Raw genomic sequence first — 12764 nt, 5'->3', positions numbered from 1 at the left:
CCGCATTTGTTGCTACCTGCCGCCGTCCGTGCCGAAAGTGGCTGCGTATCTAGGCATGCCCGTCTCTCCCACCCTCATGAAACCCAAGAAAATGGCATTTAGGCATAAAAAAGCGATCCCGCTGGGTTGACTCTAGGAAAAAAAACCCCCAAAACCTAGAGGACAATGATCCAACGGGATCGCTTTGTGCAAAAATACCTACTTACCCTCTCTGTGCAAAGAAAAATCTCTACAACGCAGCAATTAAACCAAAGATTTTCCGCCAATGACCTTCCATTGTAACCACTCCGTAATTACATGCATCGCTGTTTTGTTGGCGATCGCGAATTTTTTATCTCCTGGATCAGCCTATTCCCAGATTCCCAGCTCTGCGAGGCAGGTCATTGTGGCCGTGGCCCCCAGCTGGGAAAGCGCTACCGCCACCCTCCAGTGCTGGGAACGCCCCTCCGCTGAGAGCCCGTGGCGTCCCGTCTTTAAGAATGCCTGGCCAGTGAACTTAGGCCGGCACGGACTGGCATGGGGGCGTGGAGTATTCCAACCGAGCAATCCAGAAATCCCCTGGAAGGTGGAAAAGGACGGTAAGGCACCGGCAGGCGTGTTTGAGCTGGGACGACTGCATGGAGCCGCTGCCACCCCACCGAAAGGGGCCTCCTGGCCATACCTGCAAGTGGGCCCATGGGACGCATGGGTGGATGACCCTCGGCTTCCCCACTACAATCAGCACGTGCGGGTAGATCCTCAGAATGTGCCCCCGTGGTTTGAAAGCCAGCGCATGCGCCTGGGCGATGACGCCTACAAGTGGCTCCTGGAAATCCGCCACAACACCAATCCCGCCTCCCCGGGATACGGCAGCGCCATCTTCTTTCATGTCCGCCGCGGCCCTACCCGCCCCAGCGCAGGCTGCACCACCATGGCCGTGGAGAATCTCGAGTCCATGATCCGCTGGATCAAGACGGACAAGTACCCCTACTACGTGCTCCTCCCGCAGAGTGAGTACCAGAAAATGCGCTCAGCGTGGAAGTTGCCGTGAGAAAGTTCCGAGTGCTTCGTGCGAAACTCGCGAGCCTCATGCTCCACTCAAACCAAGCACCAAGCACTTCACACCCATGCCCTCCGTCACCTGCCCCACTTGTTTTGAGGAGTTCGAGGTCCCGGCCCCGCACTTCTCAGAGGTACCGTGCACGGTGGACTATGACTGTGAGGTCTGCTGTCGCCCCATGAGCATCTCCTTCTGGGAGGAAGACGAGGAGATCCTGGCGGAGGCCTACGGGCTTGGGGCCTGAGCCGGAAAAGTCGATCCCGTTCAGGGCCCCTGGTCTTCGGCCCCCGTCAGCGCCGCTTCCACCTCCCGCAATCGCTGCTTGAAGCGCTCCGTCGTGGGAGTCGGTTTAAGCTTTGCCTCATTCAGATCCAGCTCAAAAACATACTGTCCCCCATGTAGCGTCATCCGTGCACCGAGAGCGCGAAACCAGTCCAACACGGTGTAGTTGTCTGGCAACACCACGCCGAAGAACTCGGTGATGCCAGCTCCGCATGCGCGCATCCAGAGAAGGGCGAGGAGCAAGCTGCCCACCCCACGGTGCTGCACCTCGTCTGCCACCGTGAAGGAGATCTCAGCCCGCCAGGGCTCTTCTTCCAGCCTCCAAAAAGACCCACCTCCCTGACCCGGCTCGTCTGGCAGGGCAGGATCGAGCACCGCCCAGGTTTCATGCAGCCCCGGTTCAGGGTTGAGAAATCGCGTGAGCAGCGAGTCGGGCAAGTCGCGATGCTGAGTCCAAAACCGGTAGTAATGGGAATCCAGCGACAGGCGGCGGAAGGCCTCCTGCACCGCCGCCCGATCGGCCGGGGTGAACATCCGCAACAACACGGGTGTGCCATCGCGGAGGCTCAAAAGCAGACGAGGGGCGGGCGGAGGCGTCACAGGTGGAGTGGGAGGTTCAGACCGGGATCCAGATCCAGATTCTGACTCTTTCCTACACCAGACCGGGCCTCAAGACTAGATCTTGATCTTGAACTCGTCGTCAGGCCCCACGCTCTCCACGAACGCCACCAGCACGTCAATGACCTGTTGCACGTCCTTGAGATTGGCCATCTCCACCACGGAGTGCATGTAGCGCAGCGGCAGGGAGATCAATCCGCTGGGAATCCCGTTGCCCACCGTGAAGATGCTGTCCGTGTCCGTCCCGCTGTACCGGGAGGAGGACTCGTGCTGGATCTCCACCTTGACCTTCTCCGCGGAGTCAAGGAGGCGTTGCACCACCATGGGATGGTTGCAAGTGCCGTGGGTGATGCTGGGGCCGCCTCCCAGAGTCACATCACCGTGCTTGGCCTTGTCGATGCCCGGCGTGTCCGTGGCATGCGTGACATCCAGAACCACCGCCACGTCCGGCATGAGCCGGTTGGCGATCATCTTGGCCCCGTTGCCGCCGATTTCCTCCTGGATGGCGTTCACCGCCACCACCGTGGCACCAGGGCGCTTTTTCTTCGCACTCAGGCGCTTCATGACCTGCGCGATGATGAAGCCACCGATGCGGTTGTCCAGCGCCCGGCCCAGAAGCAACTCCTTGCCCATGAACTCGGCACCGTAGGAATACACAGCCGGATGGCCCACGCGGATGCCTGCTTCAGCGACTTCCTTGGGGTTCGAGGCGCCAATATCCACATACAGCTCGTGCACCTGGGGTGCCTTTTCATTTTCCCGTTCACGGATGTGAATCGCCGTGTTGCCAATGATGCCGCGCACCACCCCTTTGTCGCCCAAGATGTCCAGACGACGCCCCCGGGCCGTAGCCGCATCAGACCCGCCCACACGATCAAGGTAGAGGAACCCGTCCTTGGTGATCATCTTCACCATGAAGCCAATCTCATCAGCATGGGACTCCAGCATGATCTGCTTGGGCTTCTTGGCGCTGCCTTCCAGCGTGGCCCAGGCGGTGCCGTACGCATCGCTCTCCACACGATCGGAAAACTTGCGCACGTAGTCGGCCCACTTGCGCTGGCCCCGCCATTCGAACCCGGTCGGGCTGGGAGTGTTGAGATAGTCGAGGAGGAATTCTTTGGCAGGTGCTTCAAGCATGGGACTGAGGGCGGTGAAGAGAAGGGTTGGAGAAGTTCTACTGGATCGTGGTTGAGCCCAGATCGACGGGGTCCAATTAGAACCAGATCCTGACAGAGGGCACAAGTACAGGGATCAATCAAGCGCGACAGCTTCGCAGACCGCGCGCCAGAAATCCTCAAATCACGCTACGCTCAACGGGCGGCCACGGGCGTCTTGGGCATAAGCACCAGGAAGTTTCGAACCCGGGCATACTCCCTTTCACCGTGCTCCTGGCCACCCTCCGCCCGCCACCACAGCCCGGTGGAGTTGCCACCATCGAAGTTCAAGGCCCGCTTCACCGTGACCTCCGGCAGCAGAGCGCGGGTCGAGAGCAGATCCGAGAGTTCCCGGAGAGTGACACTTTTGCAGGTGCCGAGCGCCCAGTTCCCTGCCTGGTCGGTCAGGATGAAGGTTCGTGCACGGCGCTTCGTCGCCTCCAGGCCCGCCACGGGCAGTCCCGCGTGAACCAGGCGCGGTCCCGCCTGTAAGAGCTGGGTGACCCCCTTCTGCTCGATGTATTCATCCTTCCAGACCATGGCTGGCCTGCCGTGCCTCACCAAAAAGACGCCCCCTAGCAGGGAACTGCGCTGAAACGTTCCACTGCGCACCCCATCACTCACTTCCAACCCGAGGGGCAAAAAATCTGGCGTAAAGTATCCTCCGTTGCACCCCGCAATGGCCCCCAGTTCACGCATCTTCGTGGCCAGAGACACCCCCTTGTCACGCTCAGGCTGATGAACCACCCGCATCTCATACTTGCCAGCGGTGAAAAGGATCAGGTTCAACTCCGCCTCGGTGGGGCCCGCAAGCTGCTTCTTCACCTGTATCGCACCACCGGGCAGTTTAACGGGCCCGGCTTGAGATCGCACCGTCCACTGCGCAGGCAGCGTCTCAACGATCACCCCCATCACCAGAAATAACGGAGCAAGATGCGAAATGAGCCGGAAGGAGGAAACCATGAGGCACAGAACGATTCCGCCCCGGAAACTCAAGAAGATCTTGAGAACGCTCTCTCTCACTGCAGAGGGCGGATCACCACACAGTTTTTCACAGACCACATCTCCTTCTCGTGGACCACCACTTTCCCTTTTTCATCTCTGCCCCACAGCCCTGTGGAGGGACCACCATCAAGATTCAGTGCGCGGCTCACCTTGAACCCCAAAAGTCCAGCCCCTTGGTTGACCAGCAATTCGGCCAGCTCTCTCAATCCGATCCCTGACGTCACCCCCAGGGCCCAGCGTGCCCCACCGTCGTGGGCGATGAATGTCCTGCGTGCGCGAACATCCTCCCCAGCACCTGTAAATCGACGAACTCCATCGACCAGCACGGGACTGCACTGAACAAAGGATTCCGCTTCAAACGTTGGCATCGCGAGTATTTCCTGCTCCGTCCAGATCTGGGCTTTCCCTGACCGCACCCCGAATCCGCCACCCCACTCTCCGAACTGCTGGTACTTGCCCGTGGCCAGACCTTCCACCACCTGGAGCCCTGAAGGAGCAAAGGTGGCGGGATCAAAATACCCCCCATTGCAACCGGCGATCGCCCGCGCCTCCGTCATCCAGCGATGCATGGGGAGCGCAGTCTCCCTGTCCTGCCTCGCCAGCACCTCCACCTTCACTTTGGAGGCATCAAAAGTTACTACCTGCAACCATCCTTCCAGTGGAGCACTGATGTCCTTGCGGCTCCACACCACTCCATGGCCCAAGGAAACAACAACATCCTGCGCCGGGAGTCTGCCGCCGCCAGGCAGTCCTGTGGCCAGCAGCAGGATCAATGCGAGTCGCCAGGTCATGCCACTGTCCTCCAAGTCAAGATCTGCAGATCAGGCCTGCTCCGCCAGCCATGCCACCACCTTGGCCAGGGCGCGGGACCGATGACTGAGTTGATTCTTCACTTCCAGTGGCAGCACGCCGAAGCTGTTCTCATAACCTTCGGGAACAAACAACGGATCATAGCCGAAGCCGCCTCCCCCATCCTCCGCCAGCAGGAGACACCCTTCCACAGCTCCGTCGAACACGCCCAGAACGCGCCCATTCTGTGCCAGCACCATGCAGCAACGGAATCGACCGTTGAAAAGTGGTGTTTCCGTCTGCTTCGCCAGTTGGGCAAGTTGTTCCTTCAAGAGCCTGCGATTGTCTGAGTCCGTAGCATTGGCACCTGCGTACCTCGCGGAGATGACGCCAGGTGCCCCACCCAGAGCATCCACCTCCAGCCCTGAATCGTCAGAGAGCACAAGTGCATCAGGGAGTGCCGAGCTGGCCGCCAGAGCCTTGATCGTGGCATTGGCCTCAAACGTCTCGCCCGTTTCCTCAGGTAGGGGCAGATGTGGGTGCGCAGTCATGTCCGAAACGTCATAAGCGTCTCCAAGCATGCTGCGAATCTCGCCCGTTTTGTGCGGGTTGCCGGTAGCGACGAAAAGTGATTTCACTCCTCCGTTTTAACATCACTTCCAGATCAAATACAGGCCAAATAAAGCATCCATCACAGCCTCCCGTGCAAAAATCACAACCCATTGAGCAAGAGCGAACAAACCCATGTCCTGTGCAACAGGAATGTGACTTGATCTGATACAGAAATGCTTGTAGAGACACGTGCAATGGAAAAACATTCCAATTTTTCGATCACAAAAGAATCATTTTCACTAAGGTCCTCCATCAATACTTCATTAATGGCATGGCCGGTGCTCTGAGCATGACAACCCGAACCCCTTTGCTCATGACTCGAATCCGGTCCCCCCATCCCACCCCATCCCGTGAAGCCGTTGCCGTCGAACGCCTTTTGTGCGCCGCCCGCAGTCCCCGTCGCCACAGGGAACGCCTGAACGTCCTCCGCCTTGCCCTTATGGGCGAGCGCAGTCTTACCCGCCTGGCCGAAGCTGGCACCATGTCCCGCGCGAGCGTGGCCGGCTGTCTGGCCGCGTGGCGCAATGGTGGCTTTGCCAAGCTACTGGACAGCACCGCCGTTTCCCGCCTGCCTCAGCATGTGGTGCGGGCCTTCCGAGAAGGCATCGAGCGGCATCAATGGCAGAACGTCACGGAAACCCGCAAGTGGCTCCTCGACCAGTTCGAAGTCTCCATCCCCTTGCGAGCACTGCGCTATTGGATGATCGTGGAGACAGCCGGTGCGAACTTCGTCGCCCCTGCAGCCATGGACAACGACCTGAATGCCGACGCCCCGACCCGCCGCATCGTTCTTCCCGGCCAGCGTACCCTCACCACCCCGCTACCCGTCAGCCGCCGCGACCGCCTTGCAGCAACACTTCCCGTGACCATGCGAGCCCTCCTGTAAGCCACCGCGCGCGGCCGTGCCGCGCCTTTGCTGCTGATTTCCGCCCTGCACCTCACCCGGTGCGGGGCTTTTTTTGGCTCGAGAGAGCCTAGGTGCGACACCATCGACACCCTTTTTGGACTTTTTGCCAAAAACGAAAAGTTATGTGTTTTTGGCACATCTCTCTGAGCGTGAGCGACATACTCCAGAATTTTGCGAAACACTTACAAACGATGTTTGGTCCGCCTACAGGGTGCCGGAGGAGGGCACCCATGCCACCGACTGAAAGACGATCAAGCACCCTCCACGGTTGCCAAAGAGGGAGCGGCTTTCCAAGGGTATCGCTGCGCTCATCATGGCGTTCACCTTCTACAATGCCTTCTGCAAGGCCTTCGGCATACCGGGCCCACGGGCCAGTCTGATGATAAACTCAATCCATCGAATACGCGCACTTTTCCATCACATCTTGCTCACCGCCAGAAGTATACACAATAAATCGCAACAAATGCGATTTTGGCAAAAAGTCCAAAAAGGGTGTCGATGGTGTCGCAGGTGGCTCTATCACGTCCTCCCAGACGAGGTGGAGGGGACCCGCGCACCTTCTCCACCCCCCTGGCCTCTTCCCATTCTGGGTTGTAGAACCAAACCACCCTCGGCCCAGCCCCGCCCGGCACTCCCAATCCTCGCGAAGCGTCTTGGAGTACGGTGGCTCGGCACCGTTTTCTGACCGTGCTTCACCAAGAAACACGACAACAGTTAAGCAAAGGATCATGCCCACGCCAGCGAATGACTGGCGGCTTTCCAGGGTATCGCTGCGATTACTTCCCTGGCTACCTTCTGCAAGGCCTTCGGCATACCGGACCCACGGGCCAGTCTGATGATAAACTCAATCCATCGAACACGCGCACTTTTTCCATCACATCTTGCTCACCGCCAGAAGCATACACAATAAATCGCAACAAATGCGATTTTGGCAAAAAGTCCAAAAAGGGTGTCGATGGTGTCGCAGGTGGCTCTATCACGTCCTCCCAGACGAGGTGGAGGGGACCCGCGCAGGTTCGGGGAACACTCGCCGCTGTCGCAGCGTTTGCCCCACAGAAAATTCGGGGGTGCGCAAAAAGCCAGGGATGCCGATTCCCCGTCTCCCTGCCGAAGGCATCGCAGATGGCAGCCGGGCCATGCCCACGGAACAACCTGTTATTTCCACTACTCCGAAGGGCGGCAGCCAGAGGCAGGCGTTGACAACGGCTGGGGTTCCCTCGCCCCCCCGACCCCATGGGGGCAACTGCCCGGAACAGCCCCGAGACCGAGTTCGATGAGCGGACAAAAACGTCCCTGTCAGCCCGTCGGCTCCTTGATTCACAGTAACTCCGAGGCTACCTGAGACACGGTGCGGACCTACCGACGACCTTCAACATGACGCCCCTCTTCTCCTCCGCCAGCAGTGCGGCTCATACCACGGCTCTTCCTTCACCCTGGATGGTCGCCCCATTTGCCCTGCTGCTCCTCTGCATCGCGCTCATGCCCCTGTTCGCCAGCCACTTCTGGGAACATCAGTACCCCAAGGTGGCCATAGGACTCGGCTTGGTCACAGCAGCCTACTATCTGTTCGGTCTGCATCATGGCGCAGCGGTGCTGCATTCCATGATGGAGTATGTGAGTTTCATGGCCCTCATCGGTTCACTCTTCGTCATCTCCGGTGGCATCAACATCCGGGTCAAGGGCGAAGCCACGCCATTTGTGAACACGGTATTCCTTCTCATTGGCGGTGTCCTCGCCAACCTGATTGGCACCACCGGAGCCTCGATGCTTTTGATCCGCCCATGGATCAAGATGAACAAGTATCGTATTACCAAGTTCCACATTGTTTTCTTCATCTTCATCGTCAGCAATGTCGGAGGAGCCCTTACTCCCATCGGCGATCCACCGCTCTTTCTGGGCTTCTTGCGCGGCGTTCCGTTCTGGTGGGTCATCCAGCACGTGTGGACTACCTGGCTTTGGGCCATGGCACTGTTGCTCGGCGTATTCTTTGTCCTGGACAAAAAGAACTTTGCACGCGCCCCCAAAGAAGTTGCCGCTAAAGAGGCTGCCAATGAAACCTGGCTCTTCCGGGGGCTGCATAATGTTGGGTTCCTGCTGGTCGTTCTCATTGCGGTCTTCCTCCCCCAATCCTGGAAAATCGGTACCGAACAGTTCTCCATCAGCGTGACCGCCCTCATCATGGTCGCGGCAGCAGTTGCATCCTACCTGACCACCTCAAAACCGGTTCATGAAGCCAACGACTTCAATTTTGGGCCGGTCAAAGAGGTGGGTTACCTTTTTATCGGCATCTTTCTCACCATGGTGCCCGCTCTGGAACTCCTCGGTTCAGGCAAAGGGATCACACTTACCGCCCCCCTCCAGTACTACTTCGCCAGCGGCTCCCTGTCTGCATTCCTCGACAACGCCCCAACTTACCTTACCTTCCTGGCCGCAGCCATGGGCAATGCCCATCTGGATGTGGGGAATCCCGGAGATGTGGTCTCCTACCTCTCCAGTCATGCATCTTATGTTGTTGCCATTTCTCTGGGGGCCGTCTTTTTTGGGGCAGGCAGCTACATTGGAAACGGCCCCAATTTTATGGTCAAGGCCATTGCAGACAAAGCAAAAATCCACACCCCCGGTTTTCTCGGCTACCTCTTCTGCTTCTCCATCCCCATCTTGGTTCCGATTCTGGCGATCGTCGGTTGGCTGACCATCAGGTGACTTCCCAGTCACGTGAAAAACCGCCGTTTTTCGACGGTTTACCTTGCCCAAAAGGAGGTGTCCCGGATATTGCCCTATGATACTGAGCTGGTCACTGATTGGCATAGGACTGCTTGCTCTCTATTTTGGAGCCGAATGGCTCGTCCGGGGAGCAACCTCTCTGGCATTGAAGCTTGGGATGTCCCCATTAATCGCGGGACTCACCGTCGTGGCGTTTGGGACAAGCAGCCCGGAACTGGTGGTAAGCCTCACCGCCAGCCTTGGCGGCCAGGGGGATATCGCATTGGGAAATGTCGTTGGGTCCAACATTTTCAACATCGCGTTCATCCTCGCGGTGACGGCATTGATCGTACCGCTGAAGGTGCAGTTCCAACTCCTCAAGTTCGACACCCCCTTCATGGTGGTGGCAACCCTTCTGTTCCTCTGGGCTTTCTCAGACCGGACAGTGTCACAAGGTGAGGCCGCGGGATTTGTCATCCTTATCATCCTCTACTTGGCGCTGAATATCTGGCTGGCCAAACGGCAGGCCTCACGCGAAGTGAAAGAGGAATTTGCCCAGGAGATGATCGATGTCGAGGCGAAGCCTCAGCTCAGTATCGCCATGATCATCCTGCTGATCGGGGGTGGGCTTCTCACTCTGGCCTGCGGCTCGCAGGCCTTTGTGTCGGGGGCGGTCAACATCGCCAGAACGCTTCAAGTACCAGAGGCCATCATCGGACTCACCATTGTCGCCGCAGGCACCAGCCTTCCCGAGCTGGCGTCATCCGTCGTCGCTGCCCTTCGTAAACAAGCAGATGTCGCCGTGGGCAACATCATTGGCTCCAACATCTTCAATTTGTTCGCCATTCTCGGCATCTCGGGCTTGGCCACACCTTTGCATGGGCCCGGCATCAGCCAGCTCGACCTGATCTACATGACCGCCGTGGCAGTCTTGATGATCCCCATGCTCTGGAGCGGCCTGATCATCCGCCGCTGGGAGGGAGGAGTCCTGTTGCTATCCTATTTCGTCTATCTGGGCTATATCTGGCCCAAATAGCCCCTCCATCAGACTGAAGCTATCGTCTCGCTGGGATCGAAATCCTGTCACGGTCTCCGCTCTCGGTTGACTTCGATTCGCAGGAAACTATACACCTTGGAAAGGTTTCTGGTCTGGGCGTGTTCCGACCAGGAGTGACACAGTTTGGGTGGTAGGGTCGCCATTCGTGATCTGACTCCGTGCCTCCATCCATGAACCCCACTCCTGACGAGATCCTCGCCACTGCCATCTTCGCCCTGGCCGTCGTCCATACTTTCTGCGTGAAGCGCTTCGCGCACTGGGCACACCGCTATCCCAAAGGGTCCGTGCGTGAAAACGCCCTGCACTTCCTGGCCGAAACAGAAGTCGTCTTCGGCCTTTGGGCAGCAGCTCTTTTTGTGGGAATCGCCGCCTTCAACCGCTCTGTCGCAGAAGCGGTGCACTATATAGAGGGACTCAACTTCACTGAACCCAAATTTGTGCTGGTGGTCATGGTGGTGGCAGCCACACGACCCGTTGTGCAGCTCGCGGAGCGGTTCATTGTATTCATAGCCCGGCTTCTCCCCATCAATGCCAATTTGGCATTCTACTGCGCTTCGCTCGCCGTAGGGCCCCTGTTGGGAAGTCTCATTACCGGAGCCAGCCGCGATGACTCTGCTAGCCCTCATTCTCAAGCGCCGTCTCTATGACAGAGCCATCAGTAAACGGCTCGCTTACTCCACGCTTGGCCTCCTGTTTGTAAAACCTCGCCAGCTTTCCCTGATGGCATTGGTCTAAAAGCGCAACTCCAACCCTGTGGCGGGGCGCAGGGTGTAGTCCGACGGTCCCCGTCGGTAGTGGGAGCGGAGGGGAACGTGTTGGATTGCGGAAAGTGTCGAGCATCTCCCTTTTGTGAAAGCATTGAGGGCCGAAGGTCCGGCATCATTGCAGCCTTGGGCAACGCCCAAGGTAGGCGCTCGTTTTAGATGTTGAGGGCTGTAGGCCCGACGTCATTCAGGGATGCTCGTCATAGGCAGACTTGATGACACCGGGCCTACAGCCCTCATGGGTAGTTTGGCCATCTATCCCTGGGGCGTTGCCCCAGGCTGGTATGAACCCGGACTTTCGGCCCTTCTGAATGGGGCTCACCAGTTACAGTCGTGGCGGTTGCACCATCGCGGCTCCGAGGCGCGCGAAGGCAAAACAGCAAGACAATGCGTTTTCCCTGATGGCATTGGTCCCGCATGCGGGACGAAACTCCAACGCTGCTTCGAACGCCGTTGCGTATTTTGGGTACGCTTTGCTCCTGATGATGTGAAATCTCGAACAGCGAGATGGACTCGAATACTTCCTTCAATGCCCGCACCGTGGTTGGAGTTCCGGCCTTCAGGCGGGTCAATCGACATCGCGCCCAAACGCAAACTGGGACGACTCCTCGTCGTCCCAGCAGCAGAAGTCTTTGGCCTTTCCTCTCCCGCACACCGGGCGGTCATCAGTCCGCCGTCATCTTCGGTGCAGCGATCTTCACTGTACCAGGTGGCGGAGGCGGTTGCGGCTTGGGCGGGGTGAAGTTCACCTCGAACTCAGCCACGTTCCTCTGATAGAAGGGATTGCCGTAGAGCTCCCACACCACAGGCACACCTTCGGTGTCAGCATAGTCACGAGCGGCAAGAAAGGCTTCCACCGAATCCTTAAACACATAGAACCACATCACGGTGTTGGGCTCGCTTTTAAATTTGCGGACCGCACGTTGATACGTGGAAGCGGGGTTCTTGAACTGCTCAATGCCTTCCCCTCCTTGGGGATTGGGGGTCAGTCGCATGGGCATACGAGGGGCGTTGGGTGCCTCCACCAGTTCCATTTTCAGATCACGCACTGGAAGCCGAAGGTTCACGAAATGTTGAACAATCTTCTTCTGGTCGAACACGGTCTTCATCTTGGGCACATCCTTGCCGCGCACCTTCTCCATGACCGGATTGCCAAACGTGTCTTTCACGGGCACTTCACCGAAGACGAGACTCTTCTGATTCTTCTCGATTTCCTGCACGACGTACTTCATGAACTCAATGTCGTTCAGATAGTACACCTTGCCGCCAGTGACGATGAAGCGCTGTACCGTGGCATTTTCAGGAATTTCACGTGGATTGGGCAACTTCACCACTGTCGCGGGCGGTGGCACGTACCGCGGCGTGGAATCAATCGCTTTCTTGAGCTTGTCCACTTCGGCCAGGAGCTTGTCCACCTCTTCCTTGCTGGTGTCGCGCACCTTCTTGCGCTCCTCAAGCTGCTTGCGCAACTCGTCCAAGTCCATGTGCTTGGGCGAGCTCTTATCCATGGAAAGATCCATGGTCTTGAGTTCCTCGCTGGCCTTTTTGAGAGCCTGCTGAGTCTCCTTCATCTCTTCCTCAAGCTTCTTGGGATCTTCCTTGGGGGTATCCTTGACCACCACCTTCTTCAGCTCTTCCAGCTGTTCTTTGGTGACGGGCGGCAGATCAGAAAGCACCTTGCGCACCGCTTGGGCAAGGCTGATGCCGATCATCACCAGCACGATGATCAACACGCCCACCACGTTGGTCATGGTGTCCATGAGGGCGACGAAGGGCAATTCTTCGTCATGAGCTTCTCTGCGTTTGGCCATGGCAGTAAGGGGCTGAGGCTTCG

The 12764-nt window shown here is 58.1% G+C and carries 13 protein-coding genes; 7 read left to right on the top strand and 6 right to left on the bottom strand.

The window, feature by feature from the left end; all coding sequences use genetic code 11:
* Nucleotides 1-265: 265 nt before the first annotated feature.
* A complete protein-coding gene (locus VSP_RS34700; RefSeq protein ID WP_156346243.1) occupies nt 266-1030 on the top strand; it encodes a L,D-transpeptidase family protein in 765 nt (254 codons plus the stop codon).
* Between the two features lie 76 nt (nt 1031-1106).
* Complete coding sequence (locus tag VSP_RS40840) at nt 1107-1283, top strand: CPXCG motif-containing cysteine-rich protein (protein ID WP_009960262.1); 177 nt, start codon at nt 1107-1109, stop codon at nt 1281-1283.
* Between the two features lie 20 nt (nt 1284-1303).
* Here the strand turns inward: VSP_RS40840 and VSP_RS39180 are convergent, their stop codons facing one another.
* The 5 genes from VSP_RS39180 to VSP_RS09500 form a co-directional block, all read right to left on the bottom strand.
* Nucleotides 1304-1921, bottom strand: a complete 618-nt coding sequence (locus tag VSP_RS39180; protein WP_157210816.1) for a GNAT family N-acetyltransferase — start codon at nt 1919-1921, stop codon at nt 1304-1306.
* 75 nt (nt 1922-1996) lie between these two features.
* A complete protein-coding gene (locus VSP_RS09515) occupies nt 1997-3076 on the bottom strand; it encodes a M20/M25/M40 family metallo-hydrolase (RefSeq protein WP_009960260.1) in 1080 nt (359 codons plus the stop codon).
* A gap of 173 nt (nt 3077-3249) precedes the next feature.
* Nucleotides 3250-4056, bottom strand: a complete 807-nt coding sequence (locus VSP_RS09510; protein WP_029190316.1) for a phosphodiester glycosidase family protein — start codon at nt 4054-4056, stop codon at nt 3250-3252.
* Between the two features lie 56 nt (nt 4057-4112).
* Complete coding sequence (locus tag VSP_RS09505; protein ID WP_009960258.1) at nt 4113-4889, bottom strand: phosphodiester glycosidase family protein; 777 nt, start codon at nt 4887-4889, stop codon at nt 4113-4115.
* 30 nt (nt 4890-4919) lie between these two features.
* Nucleotides 4920-5525: a non-canonical purine NTP pyrophosphatase gene (locus VSP_RS09500; RefSeq protein ID WP_029190315.1), complete on the bottom strand. Its 606-nt coding sequence runs from the start codon at nt 5523-5525 to the stop codon at nt 4920-4922.
* Nucleotides 5526-5812: 287 nt separating this feature from the next.
* Between VSP_RS09500 and VSP_RS09490 the strand changes: the two genes are divergently transcribed.
* From VSP_RS09490 to VSP_RS43935, 5 genes are all read left to right on the top strand, one after another.
* The gene (locus tag VSP_RS09490) at nt 5813-6385 is read left to right on the top strand and encodes a hypothetical protein (RefSeq protein WP_156346245.1); all 573 of its coding nucleotides are present in this window, start codon (nt 5813-5815) and stop codon (nt 6383-6385) included.
* A 1395-nt stretch (nt 6386-7780) separates the two neighbouring features.
* Complete coding sequence (locus VSP_RS09480) at nt 7781-9109, top strand: sodium:proton antiporter (RefSeq protein ID WP_009960253.1); 1329 nt, start codon at nt 7781-7783, stop codon at nt 9107-9109.
* 76 nt (nt 9110-9185) lie between these two features.
* Nucleotides 9186-10145 carry a calcium/sodium antiporter gene (locus VSP_RS09475; RefSeq protein WP_029190314.1) on the top strand — a complete coding sequence of 320 codons (960 nt, stop codon included), beginning with the start codon at nt 9186-9188 and terminating at the stop codon, nt 10143-10145.
* A gap of 191 nt (nt 10146-10336) precedes the next feature.
* Nucleotides 10337-10813: a putative Na+/H+ antiporter gene (locus VSP_RS09470; RefSeq protein WP_009960250.1), complete on the top strand. Its 477-nt coding sequence runs from the start codon at nt 10337-10339 to the stop codon at nt 10811-10813.
* A complete protein-coding gene (locus VSP_RS43935; RefSeq protein ID WP_157210815.1) occupies nt 10773-10901 on the top strand; it encodes a putative Na+/H+ antiporter in 129 nt (42 codons plus the stop codon). Before VSP_RS09470 ends, VSP_RS43935 begins: the two co-directional genes overlap by 41 nt.
* Nucleotides 10902-11595: 694 nt before the next feature.
* Here the strand turns inward: VSP_RS43935 and VSP_RS09465 are convergent.
* Nucleotides 11596-12741 (bottom strand): hypothetical protein, encoded by a 1146-nt coding sequence (locus VSP_RS09465; RefSeq protein WP_009960249.1) that lies wholly within the window; start codon nt 12739-12741, stop codon nt 11596-11598.
* Nucleotides 12742-12764 lie beyond the last annotated feature (23 nt).

Source organism: Verrucomicrobium spinosum DSM 4136 = JCM 18804 (assembly GCF_000172155.1).
GTDB classification, from domain to species: Bacteria; Verrucomicrobiota; Verrucomicrobiia; order Verrucomicrobiales; family Verrucomicrobiaceae; genus Verrucomicrobium; species Verrucomicrobium spinosum.
Note: the sequence above shows the minus strand (reverse complement) of the source record. Positions and strands in the feature narration are given on the sequence as shown.

Excerpts from the sequence above, each read along its gene's own strand:
- VSP_RS09475 (WP_029190314.1), top strand. The coding sequence starts at position 9,186 with ATGATACTGAGCTGGTCACTGATTGGCATAGGACTGCTTGCTCTCTAT.
- VSP_RS09480 (WP_009960253.1), top strand. The coding sequence starts at position 7,781 with ATGACGCCCCTCTTCTCCTCCGCCAGCAGTGCGGCTCATACCACGGCT.
- VSP_RS09515 (WP_009960260.1), bottom strand. The coding sequence starts at position 3,076 with ATGCTTGAAGCACCTGCCAAAGAATTCCTCCTCGACTATCTCAACACT.
- VSP_RS09470 (WP_009960250.1), top strand. The coding sequence starts at position 10,337 with ATGAACCCCACTCCTGACGAGATCCTCGCCACTGCCATCTTCGCCCTG.
- VSP_RS09505 (WP_009960258.1), bottom strand. The coding sequence starts at position 4,889 with ATGACCTGGCGACTCGCATTGATCCTGCTGCTGGCCACAGGACTGCCT.
- VSP_RS34700 (WP_156346243.1), top strand. The coding sequence starts at position 266 with ATGACCTTCCATTGTAACCACTCCGTAATTACATGCATCGCTGTTTTG.
- VSP_RS09465 (WP_009960249.1), bottom strand. The coding sequence starts at position 12,741 with ATGGCCAAACGCAGAGAAGCTCATGACGAAGAATTGCCCTTCGTCGCC.
- VSP_RS09490 (WP_156346245.1), top strand. The coding sequence starts at position 5,813 with ATGACTCGAATCCGGTCCCCCCATCCCACCCCATCCCGTGAAGCCGTT.
- VSP_RS40840 (WP_009960262.1), top strand. The coding sequence starts at position 1,107 with ATGCCCTCCGTCACCTGCCCCACTTGTTTTGAGGAGTTCGAGGTCCCG.
- VSP_RS09510 (WP_029190316.1), bottom strand. The coding sequence starts at position 4,056 with ATGGTTTCCTCCTTCCGGCTCATTTCGCATCTTGCTCCGTTATTTCTG.
- VSP_RS43935 (WP_157210815.1), top strand. The coding sequence starts at position 10,773 with ATGACTCTGCTAGCCCTCATTCTCAAGCGCCGTCTCTATGACAGAGCC.